26 protein-coding genes and 1 other RNA gene are annotated in these 25,462 nt (G+C 52.4%); 13 read left to right on the forward strand and 14 right to left on the reverse strand.

Annotated elements, in window-relative coordinates:
* Positions 1-183 precede the first annotated feature (183 nt).
* Positions 184-390: a glycine zipper 2TM domain-containing protein gene (locus tag AKG43_RS05120; RefSeq protein WP_054599490.1), complete on the reverse strand. Its 207-nt coding sequence runs from the start codon at positions 388-390 to the stop codon at positions 184-186.
* A gap of 171 nt (positions 391-561) precedes the next feature.
* On the opposite strand from AKG43_RS05120, the gene AKG43_RS05125 reads away from it, so the two are divergent.
* The 3 genes from AKG43_RS05125 to AKG43_RS05135 all read left to right on the forward strand — a co-directional run bounded on the left by AKG43_RS05125 (position 562) and on the right by AKG43_RS05135 (position 3,228).
* Positions 562-1,008: a CopD family copper resistance protein gene (locus AKG43_RS05125; RefSeq protein WP_054599491.1), complete on the forward strand. Its 447-nt coding sequence runs from the start codon at positions 562-564 to the stop codon at positions 1,006-1,008.
* Between the two features lie 187 nt (positions 1,009-1,195).
* Complete coding sequence (locus tag AKG43_RS05130) at positions 1,196-2,173, forward strand: TerC family protein (RefSeq protein ID WP_054599492.1); 978 nt, start codon at positions 1,196-1,198, stop codon at positions 2,171-2,173.
* A gap of 236 nt (positions 2,174-2,409) precedes the next feature.
* Complete coding sequence (locus tag AKG43_RS05135) at positions 2,410-3,228, forward strand: factor H binding protein domain-containing protein (RefSeq protein WP_054599493.1); 819 nt, start codon at positions 2,410-2,412, stop codon at positions 3,226-3,228.
* A gap of 301 nt (positions 3,229-3,529) precedes the next feature.
* Here AKG43_RS05135 and AKG43_RS05140 read toward each other — a convergent pair whose 3' ends face one another.
* The 8 genes from AKG43_RS05140 to AKG43_RS05175 all read right to left on the reverse strand — a co-directional run bounded on the left by AKG43_RS05140 (position 3,530) and on the right by AKG43_RS05175 (position 11,268).
* On the reverse strand, positions 3,530-4,105 hold the full coding sequence (locus AKG43_RS05140; protein ID WP_054599494.1) for an L-threonylcarbamoyladenylate synthase: 576 nt from the start codon (positions 4,103-4,105) through the stop codon (positions 3,530-3,532).
* Between the two features lie 205 nt (positions 4,106-4,310).
* Complete coding sequence (gene purD, locus AKG43_RS05145; RefSeq protein WP_054599495.1) at positions 4,311-5,582, reverse strand: phosphoribosylamine--glycine ligase; 1,272 nt, start codon at positions 5,580-5,582, stop codon at positions 4,311-4,313.
* Between the two features lie 407 nt (positions 5,583-5,989).
* Positions 5,990-6,613: a YigZ family protein gene (locus tag AKG43_RS05150; protein WP_054599496.1), complete on the reverse strand. Its 624-nt coding sequence runs from the start codon at positions 6,611-6,613 to the stop codon at positions 5,990-5,992.
* Between the two features lies 1 nt (position 6,614).
* Entirely contained in the window at positions 6,615-7,667 is a 1,053-nt protein-coding gene (locus tag AKG43_RS05155; protein WP_054599497.1) for a low specificity L-threonine aldolase, read from the reverse strand.
* Between the two features lie 64 nt (positions 7,668-7,731).
* Positions 7,732-8,664, reverse strand: a complete 933-nt coding sequence (locus AKG43_RS05160; protein ID WP_054599498.1) for an electron transfer flavoprotein subunit alpha/FixB family protein — start codon at positions 8,662-8,664, stop codon at positions 7,732-7,734.
* A 13-nt stretch (positions 8,665-8,677) separates the two neighbouring features.
* Entirely contained in the window at positions 8,678-9,427 is a 750-nt protein-coding gene (locus tag AKG43_RS05165; protein ID WP_054599499.1) for an electron transfer flavoprotein subunit beta/FixA family protein, read from the reverse strand.
* Positions 9,428-9,597: 170 nt separating this feature from the next.
* Positions 9,598-10,572, reverse strand: a complete 975-nt coding sequence (gene waaC / locus AKG43_RS05170; protein WP_054599500.1) for a lipopolysaccharide heptosyltransferase I — start codon at positions 10,570-10,572, stop codon at positions 9,598-9,600.
* Between the two features lie 60 nt (positions 10,573-10,632).
* Complete coding sequence (locus AKG43_RS05175) at positions 10,633-11,268, reverse strand: nicotinamidase (protein ID WP_054599501.1); 636 nt, start codon at positions 11,266-11,268, stop codon at positions 10,633-10,635.
* A 323-nt stretch (positions 11,269-11,591) separates the two neighbouring features.
* Here AKG43_RS05175 and tsaA point away from each other — a divergent pair, with 323 nt between their 5' ends.
* On the forward strand, positions 11,592-12,266 hold the full coding sequence (gene tsaA, locus AKG43_RS05180) for a tRNA (N6-threonylcarbamoyladenosine(37)-N6)-methyltransferase TrmO (protein ID WP_054599502.1): 675 nt from the start codon (positions 11,592-11,594) through the stop codon (positions 12,264-12,266).
* 153 nt (positions 12,267-12,419) lie between these two features.
* Entirely contained in the window at positions 12,420-12,941 is a 522-nt protein-coding gene (locus AKG43_RS05185; RefSeq protein WP_054599503.1) for a superoxide dismutase family protein, read from the forward strand.
* Between the two features lie 377 nt (positions 12,942-13,318).
* Here the strand turns inward: AKG43_RS05185 and dksA are convergent, their stop codons facing one another.
* From dksA to proC, 3 genes are all read right to left on the reverse strand, one after another.
* Entirely contained in the window at positions 13,319-13,735 is a 417-nt protein-coding gene (gene dksA / locus AKG43_RS05190; RefSeq protein WP_054599504.1) for an RNA polymerase-binding protein DksA, read from the reverse strand.
* Positions 13,736-13,935: 200 nt separating this feature from the next.
* Positions 13,936-14,493, reverse strand: coding sequence for a YggT family protein (locus tag AKG43_RS05195; protein ID WP_054599505.1), 558 nt, complete (start codon positions 14,491-14,493; stop codon positions 13,936-13,938).
* A gap of 1 nt (position 14,494) precedes the next feature.
* Positions 14,495-15,292, reverse strand: a complete 798-nt coding sequence (gene proC, locus AKG43_RS05200; protein WP_054599506.1) for a pyrroline-5-carboxylate reductase — start codon at positions 15,290-15,292, stop codon at positions 14,495-14,497.
* Positions 15,293-15,542: 250 nt separating this feature from the next.
* Here proC and AKG43_RS05205 point away from each other — a divergent pair, with 250 nt between their 5' ends.
* Complete coding sequence (locus AKG43_RS05205; RefSeq protein ID WP_054599507.1) at positions 15,543-17,405, forward strand: ribonuclease catalytic domain-containing protein; 1,863 nt, start codon at positions 15,543-15,545, stop codon at positions 17,403-17,405.
* 144 nt (positions 17,406-17,549) lie between these two features.
* Positions 17,550-18,725 carry a phosphoglycerate kinase gene (locus tag AKG43_RS05210; RefSeq protein ID WP_054599508.1) on the forward strand — a complete coding sequence of 392 codons (1,176 nt, stop codon included), beginning with the start codon at positions 17,550-17,552 and terminating at the stop codon, positions 18,723-18,725.
* On the opposite strand, the gene AKG43_RS13230 is transcribed toward AKG43_RS05210, so the two are convergent.
* Positions 18,634-18,873, reverse strand: a complete 240-nt coding sequence (locus AKG43_RS13230; protein WP_231718115.1) for a hypothetical protein — start codon at positions 18,871-18,873, stop codon at positions 18,634-18,636. The two genes, AKG43_RS05210 and AKG43_RS13230, sit on opposite strands and share 92 nt — an antisense overlap.
* Positions 18,874-19,076: 203 nt before the next feature.
* Here AKG43_RS13230 and rsgA point away from each other — a divergent pair, with 203 nt between their 5' ends.
* Entirely contained in the window at positions 19,077-19,943 is an 867-nt protein-coding gene (rsgA, locus tag AKG43_RS05215) for a ribosome small subunit-dependent GTPase A (protein ID WP_054599509.1), read from the forward strand.
* A gap of 102 nt (positions 19,944-20,045) precedes the next feature.
* Positions 20,046-20,774, forward strand: a complete 729-nt coding sequence (gene truC, locus AKG43_RS05220) for a tRNA pseudouridine(65) synthase TruC (RefSeq protein WP_054599510.1) — start codon at positions 20,046-20,048, stop codon at positions 20,772-20,774.
* Positions 20,775-20,933: 159 nt separating this feature from the next.
* Here the strand turns inward: truC and rnpB are convergent.
* Positions 20,934-21,294, reverse strand: an RNA gene (gene rnpB, locus AKG43_RS05310) — RNase P RNA component class A.
* 130 nt (positions 21,295-21,424) lie between these two features.
* On the opposite strand from rnpB, the gene AKG43_RS05225 reads away from it, so the two are divergent.
* The 4 genes from AKG43_RS05225 (at position 21,425) to AKG43_RS05240 (ending at position 25,433) form a co-directional block, all read left to right on the forward strand.
* Positions 21,425-21,904: a hypothetical protein gene (locus AKG43_RS05225; RefSeq protein ID WP_054599511.1), complete on the forward strand. Its 480-nt coding sequence runs from the start codon at positions 21,425-21,427 to the stop codon at positions 21,902-21,904.
* A 115-nt stretch (positions 21,905-22,019) separates the two neighbouring features.
* Entirely contained in the window at positions 22,020-24,149 is a 2,130-nt protein-coding gene (gene dinG / locus AKG43_RS05230) for an ATP-dependent DNA helicase DinG (protein WP_054599512.1), read from the forward strand.
* Between the two features lie 173 nt (positions 24,150-24,322).
* The gene (locus AKG43_RS05235) at positions 24,323-24,553 is read left to right on the forward strand and encodes an exodeoxyribonuclease VII small subunit (protein ID WP_054599513.1); all 231 of its coding nucleotides are present in this window, start codon (positions 24,323-24,325) and stop codon (positions 24,551-24,553) included.
* The gene (locus AKG43_RS05240; protein WP_054599514.1) at positions 24,537-25,433 is read left to right on the forward strand and encodes a polyprenyl synthetase family protein; all 897 of its coding nucleotides are present in this window, start codon (positions 24,537-24,539) and stop codon (positions 25,431-25,433) included. Before AKG43_RS05235 ends, AKG43_RS05240 begins: the two co-directional genes overlap by 17 nt.
* The last annotated feature ends 29 nt before the right edge of the window (positions 25,434-25,462 follow it).

Below are 25,462 nucleotides of genomic sequence, written 5' to 3' on the forward strand. Positions count from 1 at the left end.
AGCCGCTTACACAATCGTTTTCTTAGAGCTAAAGCGCAGCAACAGCGTAACAAGTTAAGTTTATTTGCGGTATAGGCTCACTTAATGCCTGTGTTATCTCCATCGGCAGAATATGAAAAAGGCCGTCTGAAAATATTTTTTCAGACGGCCTTTGCATAGCGGGAAACCGATAAAACCGACGGCTTATCTGTTTACTTGGCTGCCGATCACGCCGCCAAGTGCAGCACCGCCCAAAGTAGAGCCGGTGTCGCCGCCGATCAGGTTGCCGGCCACGCCGCCGATTACGGCACCGGTAGCCGTATTGCGCTGGGTGCGCGACATGCTTTCACAAGCAGTCAGTGAACCGGCAACTGCTACTAATGCGATCATTTTTACGATGTTTGATTTCATGGTGTCCTCCTAAAAGGGTTGTTTGTATTGCCGGAGTACCCGCTGCCTGAATGGTTTGCGGCAGACAAGCCCCCCGTTGATGCACGCGAAGTATGGCACAGGACTCGGATAATGGTATATTGGCAGGCGTAAAGAGTCTTAAAACTGAGAAAGATTGTGAAAGGCTGGTTTATGAATGCTTATTCTGTTGCACATATCATACATTTATTTTGCGCGATTGCTTTTGTGGGCGGGGTATTTTTTGAAACATTGGTGCTTTCGGTGATTCACAGCAAACGGGTATCACGCGAAGCGCGGCGCGAGGTGGAAAAAGCGATAAGCTACCGCGCGGTACGGGTGATGCCGTGGATTGTAGGCGGGGTGTTTCTTTCCGGGCTGGCGATGGCGCACCGCTATGCCGCGATACTCGCCGACCCGTTTGGCGCGCCGTTTAATATACAGTTGAGTTTGAAAGTGCTGCTGGCATTCGGCGTGTTGGTGCATTTTGTGATTGCCGTTACCAAAATGCGCCGCGGCACACTCACGGCGGCATGGTCGAAATACATTCACGCTGCCGTGCTCGTTCATATGGTTTTGATTGTGCTGTTGGCCAAAAGCATGTTTTATTTCAGCTGGTAAACATTGGCAAATGTTTCGCGGCCGTCTGAATCGCGGGTTCAGACGGCCTTGTTTTCAATAAAGCCGCCTTCTGCGCGCCATTCTGTTACCCGTTCATTCCCTGTTTCTCTTCTACCGGCATTCGGCTATCGGGATTCCTATATGTTAAAATGAAAATGCTTTATGATTTCATTATGTTAGGAATTTTATGGTTGAACATCCCTCTGTCGGCTCCCCGTTGTTTTACGGGGTATTCTTTGCAGCCGTGTTTATTATGATTGCCATCGATATGATGTCGCTCAAAAAAACCGGCGTTCACAAAGTCAGCATGAAAGAAGCTTTGGCTTGGTCGTGCGTATGGGTGGCGGTATCGTGCGCATTTGCCGGCTGGCTGTATTTTGAACTGGCAGGCAACCCGCTCTACGGCCATGTTGTCGCCAAGCAGAAGGTATTGGAATTCTTTACCGGCTATGTTTTGGAAAAATCATTGGCGGTTGACAATATCTTTGTGTTTTTAATGATTTTTTCTTATTTCAAAGTCCAGCCGCAATACCAGCACCGCGTGCTGCTTTACGGTGTGTTCGGTGCGATTGTGCTCCGCATGATCATGATTTTTATCGGTGCGGTATTGGTGAGCAAATTTGAAGCGGTGCTTTATCTTTTCGGCGCATTCCTGCTCTACACGGGCATCAAAATGATCAGATCGGGCGGCGAAGACGAACATGAAGATTTGTCGCAAAACAAAATGCTCAATTGGGTAAAAGGCCACATTCCGGTAAGCAACCACTTCGACGGTGAAAAGTTTTTTACCGTTGAAAACGGCAAACGTATTGCCACGCCCATGCTGCTGGTGCTGATTATGGTTGAAATGAGCGATGTGATTTTTGCAGTAGACAGCATCCCCGCTATTTTTGCAGTAACCACCGACCCGTTTATTGTGCTCACTTCCAATATTTTCGCCATTCTCGGTTTGCGCGCAATGTATTTTCTGCTGGCCGATATTGCCGACCGTTTCGTGTTTTTAAAATTCGGTTTGGCGTTTGTGTTGAGCTTTATCGGCATCAAAATGCTGATTATGTATTTCAACATCCACATTCCGGTAGGCGTATCATTGGCGGTAGTGTTCGGTGCCTTGGGCGTTTCCATCCTGATTTCACTGATGTATAACCGCCGGAAAACCAATTAACTATCCAACCCGTAACAAAAGCAGATGTATTACGCATCTGCTTTTTTTGCATCCGCTAAACTGTTTTAATATCGGAAATGCGACATATTTGGTGCATTTACACTATTCATCTTGCTTATCAGAGTGCAGGTTTGTAAACTTATTAATAAAATAGCTGTTATAAAAACGGCTTCTGTTCGTCTAATCACAAGATAAATCTTATATTCCGTCCAACAACATATGAAGGAAACATTATTATGAAAACGTTTAATATGTTTATGATCGCCGGTTTGTCTGCCTTAACCCTATCGGCCTGTGGTGCCAAAGAAGCCATCGAATCCATCCGTCCTCCCTCCGGAGATACCGAGCCTAAAAGCATCACCACACCGGATTTCAGCAGCACCAATATTAAAAATGTTACGTTAACCATCAACGGTAAAACTTATCAAACCGGAAAAAGTATAGATATTGCTTCAATATCCCCTAATAGCGTTCACAATCAAGATTACGAAATAAACGGGCAAACGCAAAAAGGGGAATATAAAGAAAAAGGCACGCTTCGCATCTATAAAACCGTACAACGTTTCCCTAAAGGGCACGCTGCAATATTGGCTAAATATGCAGAACAACAAACGGAAAACGGCACCGGCAAAGCTGCCAATAAGTTTGAAGTCCTTTCCATACAAGGCAACCCGACTAAATTAGAAAATCTGCCTAAGCAAGGAAGTTACAGTTATCAAGGCTTGGCATTCACAGGAAAAAACGATACCGCTCAATTTATCTACAATATTGATTTTGATAAGAGAGTCGGCTCCGGCCAAATCGGGAAGTCTAAACAATACGACATCATTAAACTAAAAGAACATGATATTACCGCATTGAACGCCTCTTCTAATTTCCACGCAACAACAGGTATCAAAGGTGATGCCGAATACGGCGGCAAAACCGTAGGCAAATATGAAGTAGGCTTGTTCGGCCCCGCAGCCGAAGAGATTGCCGGCAAAGCAAACCTTAACATCGGCGGAAACGAAGTTGATTTCGGGTTCGGTGCCACCAAACAGCCGGGCTCGAAATAAATTCGGTTTATAAAGTTATGGCAATAGAAATGATGGAGCATCAGGCCATCTGAAAAGCACAAAAGGGCGGGGTTCAAACCCGCCCTTTTGTTTTATATAGCCAACCAACTTAACTTTTACTACGGTATTTCTACACCTTAGCTTAAAGAGAACGATGGTGTAAGCCTCGAAAGCGGCAACAGAATCGGTTCCGTATTAGCTGTATTGATTGCTGCTTGGTGGCTTGTATTAAAAATTAAGTTGATTAACGATACACCTTGAACTGCGTCACATCTGGGAATTTTACAAAGACATCCACAAGTTATCGCAACCGTTTACCCGTATCCGCATCAATAATACGGCTGGGTGCCCGATAACCGCCTGTTCGTCCTTCCACCACCCATACATTGCGCCCGAATTGCCTACGGGCTTCACGTTCACTTTTACAAGGTCTGCCCCCCGAACGGTTACACGAAGTCGATACCAAAGGCGTGGCAAGTGAGGCACACAACTGCCGTGCCTGCCGATGTGCCGGCACTCTGACGGCCAGTTTTTTACGGCCTTTTCCACGCAATAATACCGGTTGTTTGCGGCAGGTAAGCAAAAAAGTGGTGGGAGCCGGCCATGTGGTCTCAAGCATATCCACCGTTTTTTCAGACGGCTTCTCAAGCAGCGGCAGAAGCTGCTGCAAACTGCTGCCAATCACAATCATGCCTTTGTTTTGTGGGCGTTTTTTTAAACGGATAAGCTTTTTTAGCGCAAGTGGGTGCTGCGGTAAGCAGCCTATCCCGTAACAAGATTCGGTTGGATAAGCCACCAATCCTCCGCGCTTTAAATGTGCACGCAACCTGCTTTGGGCAGATGCGGCAAGCACGCGGGAATATTTGATTGTGTTCATATTATCCAAACCTTTTATGGCTGATTTTATTGATCAAAGAAGAGCATAGGCCGTCTGAACGCAGTTTCAGACGGCCTGAGACTTGTACAAACACCGACTCATTACCGATTGAGCAATGGTTGCAAGATGTTCTATCTTGCCGCGCCTTTGGTTTGCATCTTCGGAATTGACTAAAAAAACCTCGGCAAACCAATTGCATCATGCTTTAGCCTTTAATGGCTTTGTCGGCAATATCGCTCCGATACTGCATGCCTTCAAAATGAATATGCTCAAGGGCTTGATAAACTTTGGCTTTAGCAGCCGCCACATCCGAACCTAAACCTACCACGCACAATACCCGGCCGCCGTTGGTAAGCACATTGCCGTTATTATCTTGCGCCGTGCCGGCATGAAAGACTTTTCCTATTTGATTGGCTGTGTCCAATCCGGTAATCACATCGCCTTTTTTAGGGGTTTCAGGATAGTTTTCTGCGGCCAACACCACACCGACAGCTGTTTGTTCGTTCCATTCTGCCACGGCCGTATCCAGACGGCCTTCGATGGCTTGATCAACCAGCTCTGCCAAATCGCTGTTTAAGCGGCTCATAATCGGTTGGGTTTCGGGGTCGCCGAAGCGGCAGTTAAATTCAACGGTAAAGGGCGCACCGTTTTGATCTATCATCAAACCTGCGTATAAAAACCCTGTAAACTCATGGCCTTCGGCTTTCATCCCTTCAATGGTAGGAAGAATAATCTCATTCATGGCACGCTGATATACTTCCGGCGTAACCACCGGCGCAGGGCTGTATGCCCCCATGCCTCCGGTATTCGGGCCTTGGTCGCCGTCGAGCAGGCGTTTATGGTCTTGGCTGGTGGCCATCGGCAAAACGTGATTGCCGTCTGCCATCACAATAAAGCTGGCTTCTTCGCCCTGCAGAAAATCTTCAATCACAACACGTGCACCGGCATTGCCCATTTTATTGCCGAGCAACATATCGTCAATGGCGGCATGGGCTTCGTCTTCCGTCATGGCAACAATCACGCCTTTGCCCGCTGCCAAGCCGTCGGCTTTTATCACTATCGGCGCACCTTTGGTTTGCACATATTGATGTGCTTTTTGTGCATCTTCAAAAGTTTGATAAGCAGCGGTGGGAATACCGTATTTCGCCATGAATGCTTTGGCAAAATCTTTGGAGCTTTCCAGCTGCGCGGCATAGCGGGTAGGGCCGAAAATTCTCAAACCGGCAGCGCGGAAATCATCCACAATACCTGCGGCTAAAGGTGCTTCAGGGCCAACCAAAGTAAAAGCTATATTTTCCCGTTTACAGAAATCAATCAAATCGGCGTGGGCGGTTAGTGCCAAATTTTCGAGCTTGGGTTCGGTTGCCGTGCCTGCATTGCCGGGAGCCACGAATACGGTTTCCACATCGGGATTTTGTGCCAACTTCCAAGCCAGCGCATGTTCACGCCCGCCGCTGCCGATAACGAGTAATTTCATGTTATTTCCTTGATTGACGCCTGTTTAAAAGTGTACATATAAACATTGAATTATAGCCGATTTTCTCCATGCCGCGCAGGTTCGGCAGGGTGATGGCTTTGCAAAACCTTCGCATTCACATGCGCTTCAAATTGAAGCTGCACAGCGAATGCAAACATATTCGAGCGGTCGCGGCGCACAATGCCAAATACGCCGCATATGGGTTTGATAACGAATAAGCTTTGTTTCAGCTACAGTGTCGCTGCGCCTTAGCGCAAAGAAAACGATTGCCGCTAAAGCGGCAACAGAATCGGTTCCATACTGCGTGCACTGTCTGAGGCTTGCTGCCTTGCATTCAAATTAAGTTGATTGACTATATGTTATATAAAGGTCTCTCAGGCTTTCAGACGGCCGCACACCGTGCTTATTCAAACGATGTCGTGCTCGCTGTCGGTATGCACTTCGATATTTCTGGTATGCTGCCATGCTGCCACACATGCTTCGTAATGTGCAAAAGGGATACGAACGGTTAACCGGCAATCCAGCTGCAAATCTTGGGCTACAACGCTGGCCTGATGTTGCTTGGCGATTCGGATTGCATCGTTGAGATAAGGATAGGCACAACGCAGCCATATTGTTTTTTCTATATTTTTTTCAACCGTTTCCGCTGATTTCAAAGCTTCGGCAGCGGCTGTTTTATAGGCATGAATCAAGCCCGGCACGCCCAACAGGGTTCCACCGAAATAACGCACCACCACAATTAAAACATCGGTTAAGCCTGCCGAATCAATCTGACCCAAAATCGGCCTACCCGCGCTGCCGGAAGGCTCTCCGTCGTCATTGGCGCGGAACAGGTTACCGTCTGTGCCCAAACGGTAGGCATAACACCAATGTCGGGCTTTATGATGTGCTTCCCGCAAGGCTTCAACATGGTTTTTGATTTCTGCCGTGCTTTGCACCGGATACGCATAAGCGATGAAACGGCTGCCTTTGTCTTTAAACTCGGCCTCAACCGGCGCGGCAATGGTGTGAAAAGTTGTTGTTTCGGCCATTTCAGACGGCCTCTACGCTTTTTTGGGCTGCGGCTATCAGCGCATCGACATCGGATTCCTGCGTATCGAAACTGCACATCAGGCGTACGGTTCCTTCATTGTCCCAATCATAAAAAACAAACTGTTCATGCAGTTTTTCTGCAACGCCTTTGGGCAAACGAACAAATACTCCGTTTGCTTCAACGGGCGAAACAAATTCAATGCCGTTTATTGCCGACAAACCACGCGACAACCTTGCTGCCATTGCGTTGGCGTGCTGCGCCGCGCGCAACCACAGGCCGTCTGAAAGCAACGCAACAAATTGTGCCGATACAAAACGCATTTTAGAAGCCAACTGCAAATTGAGCTTACGCAGATAGGGCAGGCCGTCTGAAACTTTTTCAGGGTTCAGCACGATCACACATTCGCCAAACATCAATCCGTTTTTGGTGCCGCCAAACGACACGATATCCACGCCGACATCAGAAGTGATTTCACGCAGCGAAACCCCTAACGACGCAGCAGCGTTAGATAATCGGGCACCGTCCATATGCAATGCCATTCCGCGCTCACGGCAATACTCACCAATCGCTTGTATTTCAGACGGCCTATATACCGTGCCTAATTCCGTACACTGGGTAATGCTGACTGCCAAAGGTTGGGCACGATGCTCGAAACCGTACCCATAAGCCTCCCGGGCAATCAGCTCAGGGGTTAACTTGCCGCCAAGCGAAGCCACAGGCCACAATTTAAATCCGCCCACGGCTTGCGGAGCGGTGCTTTCATCATGATGAACATGCGCCGTGTCGGCACATATTACCGCTCCCCAACGCGGCAAACATGCCTGCAAAGCCAGGACATTTGCGCCCGTTCCGTTAAAAACAGGAAACGCTTGGACTTTATCACCGAAATGCTCCCGAACCAGCGTTTGTAATTTTTCGGTATAAGGATCATTTCCATACGCTCCCGCATGGCCGCCGTTTGCTGTTGATAAAGCATCCATTATTTCAGGCAACACGCCCGAATAATTATCGGAAGCAAAAGAAATGTATTGAGGATTATGCAGCGGCTTCATAACAGGCTTTCAATGAGAGAAGGCCGTCTGAAAAACTTCAAACGGCCTGTTTCACGTGAAACATTTAACTTTTTAATGCGTCGGTAAGCTGGGGAACAATCTCAAATAAATCGCCCACCAAACCGTAGTCCGCCACATTAAAAATAGGTGCGTCCGGGTCTTTGTTGATGGCAACAATCACTTTGCTGTCCTGCATACCGGCAATATGCTGAATCGCACCTGAAATGCCCACTGCAACATACAGTTGCGGCGCGACTACCGTGCCGGTTTGACCCACCTGAAGGGCATTGGGCGCATATTCTGCATCAACCGCCGCTCGAGACGCACCGATTGCACCTCCGAGCGCATCTGCCAAAGGCGTAATCAATGCGTTGAATTGCTCGGCACTGCCCAAAGCCCGCCCGCCGGATACCACTACTTTAGCCTGCGTGAGCTCGGGGCGATCGGATTGAGCCAGCTTTCTTTCCACGAAACGGCTTAAATTTTGAGCAGGAGCGGCTTCAACACTCACCACTTCTGCATCACCGCCTTTTTCCGCCGCATCAAAAGAGGCGGCTCTAAAGGTCAAAACCAGTTTGGGGGCGTCAATTTGAATGGTTTCAAAAGCATTGCCTGCATAAATAGGGCGGGTAAATGTTTTGTTATCAACCACTTCGGTTAAATCTGAAACTTGGGGCACATCCAATAACGCAGCAACGCGGGGCAAAAGGTTTTTACCGAAAGCAGTAGCCGTTGCACCGACAGCTTGATAATGTTCAGCCAGCTTCACAACCAACGGAGCAAGTTCCTCTGCCAAACCTTCGCCATAATGGCCGGCTTCTACCGATAAAACTTTTGCAACGCCCTTGATGTGTTTTGCTTCTTCTACAACTGCAGCCGCACCGCTACCGGCCACTAAAATATGCACTTCGCCCATTTTAGAAGCTGCGGTAACGGCATGAAGGGTGGCGGGGTTTAACTGCTGATTATTGTGTTCTGCAATAATTAAAATATTCATTTTGCCTCTCCCGTCAGATAACTTTAGCTTCGTTTTTCAGTTTTTCAACCAATTCGGCGACGCTGCCTACTTTCACACCGGCTTTCCGCTGCTTAGGCTCGGCTACTTTCACGACATGCATAAGGGGTTTGATATCCACACCCAAATCTGAGGGCGAAAACTTCTCCAAAGGCTTTTTCTTTGCCGCCATAATATTGGGCAGCTTCACAAAACGGGGTTCGTTCAAACGCAAGTCTGCACTGATCACTGCAGGCAATTTCAAGGCTACGGTTTCTTCCCCGCCGTCAATTTCACGGGTAACCAACACTTCGTTATCAACCAGCTCAACTTTGCATGCGAATGTGCCTTGAGAGGCATTTAATAGCGCAGCCAGCATTTGGGCGGTTTGGTTGGCATCATCATCAATAGCCTGCTTGCCCAACAGCAACAACTGCGGCTGCTCTTTATCTGCTATTGATTTGAGCAGTTTGGCCACGGCCAAAGGCTCGAGCTTGCCGTCGGTTTCAACATGAATGGCACGGTCTGCACCCATTGCCAGTGCCGTGCGCAGGGTTTCTTCGCTTTTTTTGCCGCCCAAAGAAACGGCTACGATTTCACTCACTTTGCCTACTTCTTTGAGGCGCACGACTTCTTCAACGGCAATTTCATCAAACGGATTCATCGACATTTTTACATTGCCGATGTCCACATCCGAACCATCTGCCTTGACGCGGACTTTTACGTTGTAATCCACCACTCTTTTTACTGCCACCAGTGCTTTCATGAACGCTCCTTAAACCCGGCCGCCACTTGGGGCGACAGGTAAATTGATAAACATGTTTTTGTAAGAAACCTGCTTTGAACTTCCTTACAGAAACAGTCTGTCGGTTTATATTCCCAACTTGTCGAACGGATGATAAACGGCTTACCAACACCTAGCGGCTTTTTTATTTTTCAGACGGCCTCATTTTTGTTATGCACACAATCAATCAATGCCGTATATACCTTATCCACAGCGGGGATATTTCCGGCTCTTCCCAAATTTACCGCCCAAGCAGAAGGCTGAACACCGGTTTTTGCAGGGTCGGTATCGGTGTAAATCCCCACCACAGGACGATCCAACGCATTAGCCAAATGCAGCAAACCGGTATCCACACCAACGACACCTTGAGCCCGCTCCAAAAGACAGGCCGCCTGAAGCAGGCTTAATTTATCGCACACCTTTGCAAAAGGCAGCTTGGCGGCGATATTTTCCGCTCTGAGTTTTTCGGTTTCATTGCCCCAAGGCAAATAAACGGCGCATTCTTCCCGATCATGAAGTTTTTGCAGCAACTCCACCCAATGCCCGACCGGCCATAACTTGCTGTCGCGGCTGGTTGCATGAAGGGCAACATAATACCGGGGCGGCAATCCGTTTAACGCACCTTCTTGCGGCACAACCAATCCGAAACGCTGTTCAGACGGCATCTCATAACCAAAGGCTTGTGCAAATAAAACACGGTTGCGCCAAACCGCATTTTGACCTTTAGGAACCGTATAAGTTTGGTTATACATTAAGGCCGCCCACCGTTCGCGGGCACTTCCGAAACCCAAGCCTTTCACGGGTGCCTGAGTGATTTTGGCAAAAACCGCGCTTTTTACCAAACCTTGGCTATCCAACACAAAATCAAAGCGTTGTTGCTGAAGATCGTTTTTCAGACGGCCTATATCCTGCCACACCGAGTATTGCGCCAACTCTTTGCGCCATTGCCGCCAGCGCATAACATGAACCTTTTTGACAAAAGGGTGCAGTCGGGCGATATCGGCAAAAGCCGCTTCACTCAACCAGTGCAGCTCCACATCCGGACGCATGCGCGACAAGTCGTCCACCGCAGGCAGCGTATGGATTAAATCGCCCATACTCGACAGCCTAACCAGCAAAACTTTCATCGCGCACCTCATCTTTTCAAACCGATGTTTCACGTGAAACATCTTAAATAAAAGCACAACCTATTGATTTTTAATATAATCTGAAACAGATTCAGCATTTTCGAGCACCACGGCACCGGCATCCATCATTTCGTTCCACGCCAATTCAACCGTTTCGGGCGCAATGCCGCGGCAGGCAGCCGCATTAACCAATACTTGCCAATTGCCGCCTTTAATCAGCTGCAACACCGTGGTTTTCACACAATAATCGGTTGCCAAACCGCCAACAATAACCATTGTTGTGCCTTTGCTGTGCAACCACTCCAACAAACCGGTGCTGAGTTTTTCTCCAATATCGTGAAAACATGCGCCGTAAGGGTGGTATTCGGGGTCAACGCCTTTCCATACGCAATAATCATAGTCTTGCGCAGACGGCAAACCGTCGAGCAATTCATAGCCTTTTGTGCCGACCATTGCGTGCGGCACCCATGTTAAGTCGGCTTCCGGCATACCCGTCGGCCGGAGCATATCGGCAGCGTCTTGCACTATCCATTTCGCAAACGGGCTGTGCGCGTCTTTCGTCATCACGCGCAAATCCGCCAATGCCGCTTGTGCGTTCAATTCCGCCACAATCGTATCACCTTCCGCCACCGGCAATTCATCCGGACACAACGGGGAAAAGGTTTTCTGTGCATCAACGTCTATCGACACAATCATATATATGCTCTCAGTCTTAAAAGGCAGCCGACATTATAGCCGAAAAATCAGATGCCCAGCACCGCCCGCCACCCTTTCAACGCACTACATTTTCCATACTGCCCGTACTGCAAAAACAGCGGCAGACATTTGCTTACCGAGCGCAACACAAAGGCCGATACCTTTGCGAACACCCGATATGGGTACGGTTAAAGATATATATAGCCAATCAACTTATTTTTAATACGAGGCAGCGAGGCGCAGCAACACCACAGCAGAAATAAAGTTTATTTGCTGTATCGGTGTTATCATAGCCGCCTTTCAAAGCCTTTCAGACGGCATCTATGCAATACACCATAACTTCCATCGGCACCGTACATTCACCCTACAAACAAAAATTCGGCATCGCCCGCCAACCCGGTTTGGTACCTGCCGCCGAAGTCTGCATCGAATTAAACAACAGCTTCACTGCCGACAGCGTGCGCGGTTTGGAAGCATTTGATTATGTGTGGGTCAGCTTTATTTTTCACGACGTATTGGAAGAAGGCTGGTCGCCGCTGGTGCGCCCCCCGCGTTTGGGCGGCAAGCAGAAAATGGGCGTTTTTGCCACACGCAGCCCCCACCGCCCCAACCACATCGGCCTCTCGCTATTGAAACTCGAACGCATAACCTCCGGCAAACCCGTGCGCCTTTATTGCAGCGGTGCCGATTTGCTCGACAACACGCCCGTTATCGACATCAAACCCTATATTCCCTTTGTAGAAGCCAAACCCGATGCCGCAGGCGGTTTCGCCGCCGTTAAGCCCGAAGAACTCAGCGTAACGTGGCAGGCCGATTGCAGCCATACCGCGCTAACATCCGCCGAACGCAACCTGATCAGCCAAAGTATCGCCCAAGACCCGCGCCCCGCCTATCAAGATATTCCCGAACGAATCTATGTGATGCAGGTTGCACAATACGAAGTAACTTTTCAAATCAACGGCCGCCAAGCCCTGATATTAACCGTTACACCTGCCTGACAAACATCGGAAATATTTCAGACGGCCTGAAACCTTTCGCATGAAACGCCAACAGAACCATCCCATTCTTTCATATCATTAAACGAATACACAAACTTTAATATTTACTAAGTATTCCAACCATTTATCCCAACACAAATCGAAGGAAACCACATGAAAAAACTCATTGCAACTTTATTGTGCTGCCTGTCTGCCCATGCTTTTGCACAAAATCCGATTATCGTACCGGTGTCGCTGCTCGACCTCGAAAAAGGCGACACCCCGATAGGCGAAATCCACATCAGCCAAAGCAAGCACGGTGCCGTCTTCACTCCGCACCTGAAAGGGCTGAAAGCAGGCATTTACGGCTTTCACGTTCACGAACACCCCAGCTGCGCTCCCGCACCAAACAAAGGCAAGCTCGTTGCCGGCCACGGAGCGGGCGGCCATTGGGATCCCCACAAAACCGGCGCACACAAAGGCCCGTGGGATGACAGCGGCCATTTGGGCGACTTACCCGCATTGGCAGTAGCCGCCAACGGCCATGTGCAACCCGTTGTCGCTCCCCGCATCAAAAACATCAACACCCTGCGCGGCCACTCGCTTATGATTCATGAAGGCGGCGACAATTACAGCGACCACCCCTCCGCTTTGGGCGGCGGCGGCGGACGCATGGCCTGCGGAGTGATCCGTTAGTAAACGGCACAATACCTTTGCCCCCGGATAGGAATGGTGTTCAAAGCTTATAGTCAATCAATTTAATTTTCATACGAGGCAGCAAGCCCAAGCAGCACAGCTAATACGGAACCGATTCTGTTGCCGCTTCAGCGGCTTACACCATTGCTCTCTTAGAGCTAGGGCGCAGAAACGCCGTAGTCGAAGTTAAATTGGTTGATTATATATAACGCCATGTTTTGCCTGTGCCGGTAAGGCCGTCTGAAAAACCTCAACGGGCAAGACAAAACCGAAGGCCGAACCTTAGTTAAAAGGTTCGGCCTTCGGTTTAAATCAAACAGGTTTCACGCAACTTTTTCAGACGGCCTCAGCAGCCTGAATCGCCGGTTTGACACGAATCAATCGGCAAACTGTTTCTTCATTTGCTCGCGGCGCTCTTGCGCTTCTACCGACAGGGTTGCGGTAGGACGCGCCAAAAGGCGCTTCAGGCCGATGGGTTCGCCGGTGTCGCGGCAGAAACCGTAGTCGCCTTCGTCGATGCTGCGGATGGAGGCTTGGATTTTGCTCAACAGTTTACGCTCGCGGTCGCGGGTGCGCAACTCGAGGGCATATTCTTCTTCCTGAGTGGCGCGGTCGGCGGGATCGGGAGCGGATTCGTGCTCTTGCAGATGGCCGGTGGTGGCATTGGCATTGGCAATCAGTTCGTCTTGCAGTTTTACCAACAGCTCACGGAAAAAAGCCAGTTGGTCCGCATTCATGTAGTCTTCTTCAGAGCCGTTCCAATTAAGGATGTCTTGTTCTGTGAGCTTTGCCATGGTAGTTCTTTCTTTCTCTGTTGGACGGTAGGCTTCGATTCAAAGCCCGCTTTTAGGTTTGTTGTTGATTTTTCGATGATTTAACCTTTTTGTGCGGGGGCATCATATCACGGTTTTATGAATATGCCTTATTTTCAGCCTGCGCCGCGCCCGGTGTTTTTGTTCAGACGGCCTCTCTAACGGGTTAACTCATTGATATATCAATTCAACAGCCATAAATTCAATTTGGCGCTCAACTGTGGCAGGATTGCACTTAACCAAAACCACAGCATCAATGCCAGAACGCTGCCCGAAAAATCGTAGCGTCCGAATTTTAAAAAGACAAAAGGCCGCGACAATGGTTCAAATATTTTATGCAAAGATACTTGTAAAAATGAGTATGGATTTTGAAAACTCAGCACCATTCTCAATACCAAACCCAACAGTAAAACATAGGCAACGGCTTTAAACATGCTTAAAACTGTGAAAAACAGGTTGGCGGCGATCACTTTTATGCCGAACCCGCCCGGCAGCGAGATTAATGAAATCAGCGTAAAAGCGGTGTAATAGAGCAGCACGCAGGCCAAAATGCAGGCGGTATCCCAGCGGCCTAACGGCGGGGCGGCCTTGCGCAGCGGCTTCACCAGCCAATCGGTGGTATGGGTGCAGAATTGGGCAAACGGATGGCGGTAATCGAGCTTCGCCCATTGCAGCAGGCAGCGCGCCAAACACACGATGGCCAGGCCGTCTGAAAACAGAATCAATAATTTAGACAACATTTCAGACGGCCTCGAATTGGCGGGTAATTTCCCGTGAACGCGCCACGCACGCATCAACGCCTTCGCCTATCGCTTCGGCTACCGAGCGGGCTTTAAAAGTTTCCAGCGCGGCAAACGTGGTGCCGCCTTTGGAGGTAACGTTTTGCTGGAGCACGCTGAAATCTTCGCCACTGTGTTCGGCCAACGCAACCGCGCCTTTAAAGGTGGCCAAGCTGAGCTGCTTGGCGGTTCCTTCATCGAAACCCTGCATAACGGCGGCTTTCTTCAAGGCATCGAGCAGATAAAACACATAGGCGGGGCCGCTGCCGGTAATGCCGGTAACGGCGTGCAGCTGGGCCTCGTCTTCCACCACCATCACTTGGCCGACCGCAAGCATAATCTGCGCCGCCAGCTGTTTGTCGGCCTCAGTGGCTCCGTCGCCCGCAAACAGGCCGGACACGCCCAAACCGACCCCGCTGGGCGTATTCGGCATCACCCGCACGATACGGCGCGTGCCGTTGAGATAGCGGCTCAAGGTATCGACACTCAATCCGGCCGCCACCGATATGACCAATGCGCCGTTGGTTTCCACGCCCGCACACGCTGCCTGCATGTCTTGCGGCTTCACGGCCAACACCAGCACGTCTTCGGCATGAAGCTCGGGCAGGGTTTCCGACACCGGCACGCCCAACTCGCGCGCGAGCCGTTCGCGTTTTTCCGCACCGCGGTTCACAATGTGGACGGCGTATCCGCCCTGTCTTGCCAAACCGCCTGCAATCGCCGCCGCCATATTGCCGCCGCCTAAAAAATAAATGGTCATCGTCCGCTCCTTTCAAACGTGTCGAGCCGCCAGTATATAGCGAAACCGCCTGCCACCGTTACCGCAGCGAGAGATTGCCACTATCACGGCAGAAAATATTTTGGAAAAGGCCGTCTGAACGCCACAACGCCGACAAGCCTAAGCGATTCCTGTTAAAATCACGCCTTTTCAGCAATTTGATAAGCCATACACCCGCGCCGTTTTTTCAGACGGCCTCCGAGTGCAAGCTTATCGCCCATCTATTTTATTTATGAACATATTTTACGAAGAATCCGGCCAATTCAAAGTGGCAACCGTCGTTCAGAAAAACGATGCCAACTATCAGGCCGACACCCAGCACGGAAAACGCACCAAAGTCAAAGCCGCCAACGTATTTGTCGAATTCGACACCCCGCTCGACGACTTCCTGAACAAAGCCCAAGCCGAAGCCGCCGACATCGACACCGATTTGCTGTGGGAAGTGTGCAGCGAAGAAGAATTCACCGCCGAAGCCATCGCCGAAGAATATTTCGGCCACGCACCCGCCAAAACCGAGCTGGCCGCCACCCTGATCGCCCTCTACGCCGCGCCGATGTACTTCTACAAAAAGGCCAAAGGCGTATTCAAAGCCGCGCCCGAAGAAACCCTCAAGCAGGCGCTGGCCGCCATCGAGCGCAAAAAGCAGCAGGAAGCGCAAATCGAAAGCTGGGCCGAAGCCTTGAAACAAGGGCAGATGCCGTCTGAAATCGCCGCCGACTTAAAAACCATCCTGCACGCGCCCGACAAACAGGCGCTCACCTACAAAGCCTTCACCAAAGCCGCCGACGCGCTCAAACTCGCACCGCTCGCGCTCGCCATGCAAACCGGCGGCGTGGCTTCGATTCCGCAATACCTGTACGACGGCTTTGAAATCAAGCATTTCCCCAAAGGCACCGGCTTTCCCGATGTCGCCGTCCCCGCTTTGGCCGACCTGCCCAAAGCCGGCGTGCAGGCGTTTTCCATCGACGACGACAGCACCACCGAAGTGGACGATGCCATCAGCGTTACCGATTTGGGCAACGGCAGCAAACGCGTCGGCATCCACATTGCCGCGCCTTCATTGGCCGTCGAACCCGGCAGCGGCATCGAAGGCATCATCATGGAACGCCAAAGCACCGCCTATTTTCCCGGCGGCAAAATCACCATGCTGCCCGACAACTGGATTGCCTCTTTCAGCCTCGATGCCGGCGCATACCGCCCCGCCGTGAGCATTTATTTCGATGTGGACACCGATTTCAACATCAGCGCACCCGAACACAAAATCGAAGCCGTGTATATCGCCGAAAACCTGCGTATTCAAGCCATTGAGCCGCATTTCAATACCGAAACCGGTTTGGATGCCGAAGAGCAGGCCATGTTCAACCACCACCGCGATTTAATCTGGCTGCACCGATTTGCCGTCGCCCGCCAAAAAGCCCGCGGCAAATACGAGCCGGAGCGCGCCGTACAATACGATTACAGCATCGAATTGAACGCAGACGGCAGCGTAGGCGTGGCTCGCCGCGAGCGCGGTTCGCCCATCGACACACTGGTAAGCGAAATGATGATTCTCGCCAACAGCACATGGGCCGAAATGCTCGATGCCAACCACCTGCCCGGCCTGTTCCGCGTGCAGCCAGGCAACAGCAAAGTGCGCATGAGCACCAAATCCGAACCGCACAGCGGCATGGGCGTGCAGCATTACGGCTGGTTTACCTCGCCGTTGCGCCGCGCCGCCGACTACATCAACCAAAAACAGCTTATCAGCCTGATTTCAGACGGCCTGCCGCTGTTTGAGCACAACGATGCCGACCTGTTTGCCGCCTTGCGCGATTTCGATTCGGCCTATACCGCCTATGCCGATTTCCAGCGGCAGATGGAAAGCTATTGGAGCTTGGTGTATGTGCAGCAGGAAAACATAAAAGAGCTGAAAGCCACGCTGTTGAAAGAAGACTTGGTGCGTATCGACGGCCTGCCGCTGGTGGCCCGCGCCACCGGCATTCCGTTCGACGCGCTGCCCAAATCGCAGATGCTGCTGTCGGTAACGGAAGTGGACGCAGACAAACAGTTTATCGCGCTGAACTACCTGAAAACCGTTGTGCCTGATGCGGCTTGATGCGGATCAGTTTGCAAGGTTTTGCGTAATCCATTGTAATCATGACGCAAATCAACCGTTGGGGCTGCGCGCCTTTACCGCTTTTTCCGCTTCCCGCATAATGCGGCTGATTGCTTTCATTTACTTCAGACAAGGAAACCGAACATGGCATTTTTGAAATTGACCGAACAAAACGTACAAGGCAAAACCGTATTGATCCGTGCCGATATGAACGTGCCGTTTAAAGACGGTGCCATCAGCGACGACACCCGCATCCGCGCATCGCTCGCGTCGATTCAATACTGCTTGGACAACGGCGCATCGGTGATTGTGATGTCGCATCTGGGCCGTCCCACCGAAGGCGAATTCAATCCGGAAGACGACGTGGCTCCGGTTGCCGCCCACTTGGGCAAATTGTTGGGCAAAGAAGTCAAAGTGTTGAACGACTGGCGCGAAAACAAACCCGTTTTGGCGGCAGGCGAAGTGGCCATGCTGCAAAACGTGCGCATCAACAAAGGTGAAAAGAAAAACGATTTGGAATTGGGTAAAGCCTATGCCGCGTTGTGCGATGTGTTTGTGAACGACGCATTCGGCACCGCCCACCGCGCCCAAGCCTCTACCGAAGCCGTGGCCCAAGCCGCACCGGTGGCATGCGCCGGCGTGTTGATGGCAAACGAGTTGGACGCCTTGGGCAAAGCCCTCAAAGAGCCCGCCCGCCCCTTGGCGGCGATTGTGGCCGGCAGCAAAGTATCGACCAAACTTACCATTCTCGAGAGCTTGGCCGACAAAGTCGACCAATTGATCGTCGGCGGCGGCATCGCCAACACCTTCCTGCTGGCTGCGGGCAAACCCATCGGCAAATCGCTGGCCGAGCATGATTTGGTGGAAGAATCGAAAAAAATCATGGAAAAAATGGCAGCCAAAGGCGGCGTGGTTCCGCTGCCGACCGATGTCGTGGTGGCTAAGGCGTTTGCCGCCGATGCCGAAGCGACGGTAAAAAATATCGACGACGTGGCCGAAGACGACATGATTCTCGACATCGGCCCGCAATCCGCCGCAGCCTTGGCCGAAGCACTGAAAAAAGCCGGCACGGTGGTGTGGAACGGCCCGGTGGGCGTGTTCGAGTTCGACCAATTTGCCGGCGGCACCGAAGTGCTGGCCAAAGCAATTGCCGACAGCAGCGCCTTCTCGATTGCCGGCGGCGGCGACACTTTGGCGGCGATTGCCAAGTTCGGCATCACCGACCAAATCAGCTACATTTCCACCGGCGGCGGTGCGTTCCTTGAGTTTTTGGAAGGCAAAGAGCTGCCTGCCGTGGCGGTTTTGGAAAAACGCGCTTAATCCCGGCAGAATGAGACCTTTGCAAAACCCTCAGATGTGGATGCAGTTCAAGGCGTAGCAGCACAGCGAGTGCAGACATATCATATAGATAGGCAAACGAGCGAGCAGCGCACAACGCAGAAATGCGCCGCAGATGAGGGTTTTGCAAAGGTCTCAGAATGTGAAAACAGGGAAAGCCCGTGCTTTCCCTGTTTTTGTTGAATGCCCGTTGCAGGCCGTCTGAAACCGTTTATTTAAGTGAATTGACCATAAACGGTTTCAGACGGCCTGCGGCCTTGGCAAACTCAAGCCGGCCTTAGATATAAAATCCTGTAAAATAAACCGCTTTCCCCATCCGAGTATCCCAAACCTATGCCAGACACCGCCCAGATTACCGCCAGCTACGGCCGCCGCTATACCGTGCGCACCCCCGGCGGCATTCAATATGATGCCACCACCCGCAAAAAACGCGTTGATTTTGCCTGCGGAGATTGGGTACACATCAGCCCCATCAATCACGAACAGGCGGTTATCGAAGATTATCTGCCGCGCGAAAGCCTGCTCTACCGCCAAGATGCTTGGAAAACCAAACTGATTGCCGCCAATGTCGATAAACTGTTTATCGTTACCGCCGCCGTGCCCGGCCCCAACGAAGCCTTGATCCAGCGTGCACTGCTGGCTGCCGAAGCCGCCGGTATCGAAGCCGTGATCGTGCTGAACAAAGCCGACTTACCCGAAACCGACGCTTGGCGGCAAAAACTCGGCTTTTACGAATCATTGGGCTACCCCGTAATCGAAACCTGCGCGCTCGACCACGCCGACGCACTCAAACCTTTGATGCAGGGCTGCACCAATATTTTTCTGGGGCAGAGCGGTATGGGCAAATCCACGCTCACCAACGCTTTACTCGGCAGCCAGACTGCCCGCGTGGGCGAAATCTCCACCGCGCTCGATTCCGGCAAACACACCACCACCCATGCCCGCCTGTATGATATTGATGCCGAAACCAAATTAATCGATTCGCCCGGTTTGCAGGAATTCGGCCTGTTTCATCTCGAAGCGCCCCGCCTGCTCGAATATTTTCCCGATTTGCGCCATTTGTCGGGACAATGCCGTTTCCACAACTGCACCCACCGCGCCGAACCCGGCTGTGCCGTGAAAGCGGCAGCCGAAACAGGCGCAATACGCGAATCACGACTGGCGTTTTTACAGCGCATTACCGACGAACTGCTGCGCTAACCGTATGCAAAGGCCGTCTGAAAAACCGATTCTCACACTATACAGCCAATCAAACTTTTTCAGACGGCCCGAAACCTTTGCCCAATCCATCCGGCCATCCCTATGCTCGACATCCTTTACCGCGACACCCTCTGCATAGCCGTCAACAAACCTGCGGGCATGTTGGTGCACCGCAGCTGGCTCGACCGCCACGAAACCCGCTTTGTGATGCAGACCCTGCGCGACCAAACCGGTCAGCATGTTTATCCCGTCCACCGGCTCGACCGCCCGACCTCGGGCGTACTCCTGTTTGCCTTCGACAGCGAAAGCGCACACTTGCTGTCGCGGCAATTCGAGCAGCAAACCGTACAGAAAACCTATTGGGCGGTTGTGCGCGGCCATCTGAACGGCAGCGGCCGCATCGACCATCCGCTCAAAGAAGAAGCCGACAAAATCGCCGACCCCTTTGCCGACCCCGACAAACCCGCACAACATGCCGTAACCGACTACCGCTGCCTTGCCCAAACCGAACAGCCGTTCCAATCTGCCGCCCGCTATCCCACCTCGCGCTATTCATGGGTAGAGCTCACACCGCATACCGGCCGCAAACACCAGCTGCGCCGCCATCTGAAACACATCTTTCATCCGATTGTGGGCGATACCACCCACGGCGACAATGCCCAAAACCGCGCCGTCGCCGCCCATACCGGCAGCACGCGCCTGATGCTTCATGCCCGCACGCTGGCATTCAATAAGCCCGACGGTAGCGGCAGAATCACCGTCTGTGCAGACGTTGACGGTCAATGGCAGCAGCTCGCCCGCGCTTTCGGCTGGCAGATACCGCCGCCCTAAAGCCCTTGGTGCAGACAAACCGGTTGCCGGCACCGCCCTTTATCGTCAATCCGCTTGACTTTTATTACGGCGTTGCTGCCTTGCATTAAAGCTAAGTTATTGACCATAAAAATAAATAGGCCGTCTGAAACATTTCAGACGGCCTATCCGTTATGGGGGCATACAGGTCGGGCGGTAAGCCGGGTTCTGTCGTCGGACAGCCATTCCTCTAGGCGCACCATTGCTGATACGCTCCAGCAACCTACCCGAACGCTCGGCGAGCAGCGTCAATGCGTTCTGTTTGGTCTTGCTCCGAATGGGGTTTAGCCTGCTGCGCCTTGTTACCAAGTGCACGGTGCGCTCTTACCGCACCTTTTCACCCTTACCTGTGCTGCCGAAGCAGCCATCGGCGGTATTGCTTTCTGTTCCACTTTCCGTCGCATTACTGCGCCCGGCCGTTAGCCGGCATTCTGCTCTTCGGAGCCCGGACTTTCCTCCCCGCAGGCTTTATGCGTTGCGCGGCGGCTGTCTGCCCGGCCTGTATGCACGGCGGATTATAACACGGCAGATGGCGCGGCAAACTTCATCAAAACAAATAATAAGAGGTATAATTGTTGGCGCAGTAACGATAAAACCCGCTCGATTTCATTCATCTACAAGGAAAATCAATCATGCACAAAAGCGTTTTACTTTGCCTGTTGATGGGCAGCGCGGCGGCTTTTGCCTCCGCCACCGACATCCATATCGCAGAAACCGTTCCTTATGAAGACGAAAGCCGTATCGATAACCGCATCACCTCCGAATGCACCGAAATCGGCAGCCGCTTGTCTCAAGCCGTTGAAAAATATGCACGCGAAAATCAAATAACGGTTATACGCGACGGCAACACCGACCCCGAGGTATCTTATGCCAAGCTGCACATCACTTCGGCCATGAGCGCAGGCAATGCTTTCATCGGCCATGCAAAAGGAATGTCGGTTTACGGCGAGCTTTACCGCAACGGCCAACCCGTGCATAAAACCACGTTCAACCGCAACTCCATGGGCGGCATGTTTGCCGGTTTCAAAGGTTCGTGCACCGTACTTTACCGCACCGCCAACGCCTTGGGCAAAGACATTGCCGCTTGGCTGGCCACACAAAACCGCCCCTAAGCCGCCGCCTGTCATAAAAGTTTCAGGCCGTCTGAAAACAGCATTTCAGACGGCCTTCTCCTTAATCAATGCTAAAATACGCTTTTCCCTTGCCAGCTATGTTCAGACGGCCTCAATGCTCACCGATTTAGAAAAAAACGCCATCCGCGACCATTACCAAAACATCGGCAAAAACCTGCCCAACTTCCGCCCGCGCGCCGCGCAGCGGGAGATGATTGCAGCCATTGCCAACGCCTTTTCGCGCACGCAAACCCGCGCCGAAGGCGAAGAAGCGCCCAAACGCGAAGGCGAGAGCATTGTGGTGGTGGAAGGGCCGACCGGCGTGGGCAAAAGTTTGGCTTATCTTCTGGCCGGCGGCATCATGGCGCAAACGCGCGGCAAGCGGCTGATTGTGAGCAGCGCCACCGTTGCCCTGCAAGAGCAGTTGGTTGACCGCGATTTGCCGTTTTTGGTGGAACAAAGCGGCTTGGAATTAACCTTCGCGCTTGCCAAAGGGCGCGGACGCTACCTCTGCCCCTACAAACTCTACCAACTCACCCAAAGCAACGCCCAGCAAAACCTGCTCGGCTTCGAAGCCCCCGCCGTGCTGTGGGACAGCAAACCCAAGCCCGAAGAATTGAAGCTGCTGCGCGACATCGCCGACGAATTTTCCGCCCGCCGCTTCAACGGCGACCGCGACACTTGGCCGGAAAAAATCGACGACGCCATCTGGATGAAGGTGAACAACGACAACTACGGCTGCCTCAAAGCCGCCTGCCCCAACCGCCCCGAATGCCCGTTTTATCTCGCCCGCGACACGCTGGAAACCGTTGATGTCGTCGTGGCCAACCACGACTTGCTAATGGTCGATATCAGCATGGGCGGCGGCGTGATTCTGCCCGCCCCCGAAAACAGCTTCTACTGCATCGACGAAGCGCACCACCTGCCCAAAAAAGCCCTGAGCCAGTTTGCCGCCGAGCATTCGTGGAACCAAGCGGTGTGGGCGCTGGAAAAACTGCCGCCCGTTATCGCCAAAATCTCCATGCTAACTGACAAAACCGAGCTGGCGAACCTTGCCGACGAAGCCGCCGCCGCGCTGCTCGAAAGCCTGCACGAATGGCAGTTCCACTTATCCGAAGAACCCGAACTGAGGCCGTCTGAAAGCAACGAATCGGTGTGGCTGTGGCAAGACGGCAAAATCCCCGAAGCGCTCGAATTGGCCGTATCCAACACCGCCATCGCCGCCCGCAGCCTGTATAAACACGCTAACAGCTTGAACGATGCCCTGTCTGCCGCCCGCCGCGACAAAGACCAAAACAGCGCGCAAATAGACCGCCTGAGCACCGAATTCGGCGTATTCCGCGCCCGCATCGAACAAATCACCGCCACATGGGATTTGCTTTCCACCGTGCCCGCCGAAGGCGAAGAACCGCTGGCCAAATGGATAACCCGCCGCCTCGACGACAAAAACGACTACTTTTTCCACGCCAGCCCCATCAGCAGCGCATCGTATCTGGCCAACAACCTGTGGCGGCGCGCCGCCGGTGCCGTGCTCACCTCCGCCACCCTGCAATCGCTCGGCAGCTTCAACCTGATTCTGCGCCAAACCGGCCTGCAATGGCTGCCCGAAACCACCACGCTCGCCCTGCAAAGCCCGTTTGATTTCGACGCCCAAGGCGAATTGTATATTCCGCCCGTACACGCCAGCCCCAAAGACCCCGCCGCGCACACCGCCGCCATCGTCGAATGGCTGCCCAAGCTGATTTCGCCCGCCGAAGCCATCGGCACGCTGGTGCTGTTTTCCTCGCGCAAACAAATGCAGGATGTCGCCCTGCGCCTGCCCGAAGACTACCTGCCGCTTTTGCTCGTACAAGGCGAATTGCCCAAAGCCGTGCTGCTGCAAAAGCATTACCAAGCCATTTCAGACGGCCGCGCCAGCATCATTTTCGGTTTGGACAGCTTCGCCGAAGGTCTCGACCTGCCCGGCGAAGCCTGCGTACAGGTCATCATTGCCAAACTGCCGTTCTCCATGCCCGACAACCCCATCGAAAAAACCCAAAACCGCTGGATCGAACAGCGCGGCGGCAATCCGTTTATCGAAATCACCGTGCCCGAAGCCAGCATCAAACTGGTGCAGGCCGTCGGGCGGCTGATCCGCACCGAGCAGGACTACGGCCGTGTAACCATACTCGACAACCGCGTCAAAACCCAAAACTACGGCCGTCAAATGCTCGCCTGCCTGCCGCCGTTTAAGCGGATAGGTTAAGCCCGTTTCAGGGCTTGAAGCCGGAAAACCAAAACAGGCCGTCTGAAAAATCCTGCTGTTTTCAGACGGCCTTATAACAGCATTTCAATTCACGGTATTTGCTTCTCTATAACCACACAATCCATCTACGCAAAAATGTTACAATACCGCCTTTATTCCACAAGCCTAGCGATATGAAAAAATTTGCCGCACCCAAATCGTTTGAAGAAGCCCTGAAACGTTTAGAAACCCTCACCCAAGCCATGCAGAGCAGCGAAATGCCGTTGGAAGACGCGCTGGCCGCCTATCAGGAAGGCAACGAACTGGTGAAATACTGCCAAGCCAAGCTGGCCGAAGTAGAGCAGAAACTGCAAGTGCTTGATGCGGGCGAACTGAAGGAGCTGAATCTTGAACAAAGCGAATAATCTGCAAGCATGGCAGCTGAAAGCACAGACGCAAACCGAACTGGTGCTCGAGCGCGTGATGCCGTCTGAAAATATTGTGCCGCACACCCTGCACCAAGCCATGCGTTACGTTACCCTCGGCGGCGGCAAACGCCTGCGCCCGCTGCTGGTGCTGGCCGCTTCCGAATTGGGCGATGCCGATACCGAAGCGGTAGAACAGGCCATGGCGGCGGTAGAACTGATACACGTTTACTCGCTGGTGCACGACGATATGCCCGCAATGGACAACGACAGCCTGCGCCGCGGCAAACCCACCTGCCACGTTCAATATGACGAAGCCACCGCCCTCTTAACCGGCGATGCCCTGCAAACATTGGCCTTTGACGTATTGAGCCGTCCTACCTCTCTACCCGCCGCACGCCAACTGAAAATGACCGCTTTATTGGCACAAGCATCCGGCAGCCTCGGCATGGCAGGCGGGCAGGCCATTGATTTGGCCAACGTAGGCAAACCCATGAACCGGCACGAATTGGAACACATGCACAGCCTGAAAACCGGCGCCCTTATCCGCGCCGCCGTAGGTTTGGGCGCACTGGCCTGCCCCGATTTGAACGACGCAGATTTGCAGCGTTTAGACCAATATGCCGCCAAGCTCGGATTAGCGTTTCAAGTGATAGACGATGTGCTCGACTGCGAAGCCGACACAGCCACACTGGGCAAAACAGCGGGCAAAGACGCAGACAACGACAAGCCGACTTATGTAAAACTGATGGGCTTGGCCGAAGCCCGCCGCCACGCCGAAATACTGATAAGCGAAGCGGTGGAAATGTTAGAAGGATTCGGCGAAAAAGCAGAACACCTGCGCGAATTGGCACAATTTGTGGTTGCGCGAAAAAACTGATTGGGCAAGCCCCCCGCCGGCTTGATTGC

Source organism: Neisseria sp. 74A18 (assembly GCF_001308005.1).
Classification (GTDB): Bacteria; Pseudomonadota; Gammaproteobacteria; order Burkholderiales; family Neisseriaceae; genus Neisseria; species Neisseria dumasiana.

Coding starts and splice junctions, on each gene's coding strand:
- AKG43_RS05120 (WP_054599490.1), bottom strand. CDS start 390: ATGAAATCAAACATCGTAAAAATGATCGCATTAGTAGCAGTTGCCGGT.
- AKG43_RS05125 (WP_054599491.1), top strand. CDS start 562: ATGAATGCTTATTCTGTTGCACATATCATACATTTATTTTGCGCGATT.
- AKG43_RS05130 (WP_054599492.1), top strand. CDS start 1,196: ATGGTTGAACATCCCTCTGTCGGCTCCCCGTTGTTTTACGGGGTATTC.
- AKG43_RS05135 (WP_054599493.1), top strand. CDS start 2,410: ATGAAAACGTTTAATATGTTTATGATCGCCGGTTTGTCTGCCTTAACC.
- AKG43_RS05140 (WP_054599494.1), bottom strand. CDS start 4,105: ATGAACACAATCAAATATTCCCGCGTGCTTGCCGCATCTGCCCAAAGC.
- purD (WP_054599495.1), bottom strand. CDS start 5,582: ATGAAATTACTCGTTATCGGCAGCGGCGGGCGTGAACATGCGCTGGCT.
- AKG43_RS05150 (WP_054599496.1), bottom strand. CDS start 6,613: ATGGCCGAAACAACAACTTTTCACACCATTGCCGCGCCGGTTGAGGCC.
- AKG43_RS05155 (WP_054599497.1), bottom strand. CDS start 7,667: ATGAAGCCGCTGCATAATCCTCAATACATTTCTTTTGCTTCCGATAAT.
- AKG43_RS05160 (WP_054599498.1), bottom strand. CDS start 8,664: ATGAATATTTTAATTATTGCAGAACACAATAATCAGCAGTTAAACCCC.
- AKG43_RS05165 (WP_054599499.1), bottom strand. CDS start 9,427: ATGAAAGCACTGGTGGCAGTAAAAAGAGTGGTGGATTACAACGTAAAA.
- waaC (WP_054599500.1), bottom strand. CDS start 10,572: ATGAAAGTTTTGCTGGTTAGGCTGTCGAGTATGGGCGATTTAATCCAT.
- AKG43_RS05175 (WP_054599501.1), bottom strand. CDS start 11,268: ATGATTGTGTCGATAGACGTTGATGCACAGAAAACCTTTTCCCCGTTG.
- tsaA (WP_054599502.1), top strand. CDS start 11,592: ATGCAATACACCATAACTTCCATCGGCACCGTACATTCACCCTACAAA.
- AKG43_RS05185 (WP_054599503.1), top strand. CDS start 12,420: ATGAAAAAACTCATTGCAACTTTATTGTGCTGCCTGTCTGCCCATGCT.
- dksA (WP_054599504.1), bottom strand. CDS start 13,735: ATGGCAAAGCTCACAGAACAAGACATCCTTAATTGGAACGGCTCTGAA.
- AKG43_RS05195 (WP_054599505.1), bottom strand. CDS start 14,493: ATGTTGTCTAAATTATTGATTCTGTTTTCAGACGGCCTGGCCATCGTG.
- proC (WP_054599506.1), bottom strand. CDS start 15,292: ATGACCATTTATTTTTTAGGCGGCGGCAATATGGCGGCGGCGATTGCA.
- AKG43_RS05205 (WP_054599507.1), top strand. CDS start 15,543: ATGAACATATTTTACGAAGAATCCGGCCAATTCAAAGTGGCAACCGTC.
- AKG43_RS05210 (WP_054599508.1), top strand. CDS start 17,550: ATGGCATTTTTGAAATTGACCGAACAAAACGTACAAGGCAAAACCGTA.
- rsgA (WP_054599509.1), top strand. CDS start 19,077: ATGCCAGACACCGCCCAGATTACCGCCAGCTACGGCCGCCGCTATACC.
- truC (WP_054599510.1), top strand. CDS start 20,046: ATGCTCGACATCCTTTACCGCGACACCCTCTGCATAGCCGTCAACAAA.
- AKG43_RS05225 (WP_054599511.1), top strand. CDS start 21,425: ATGCACAAAAGCGTTTTACTTTGCCTGTTGATGGGCAGCGCGGCGGCT.
- dinG (WP_054599512.1), top strand. CDS start 22,020: ATGCTCACCGATTTAGAAAAAAACGCCATCCGCGACCATTACCAAAAC.
- AKG43_RS05235 (WP_054599513.1), top strand. CDS start 24,323: ATGAAAAAATTTGCCGCACCCAAATCGTTTGAAGAAGCCCTGAAACGT.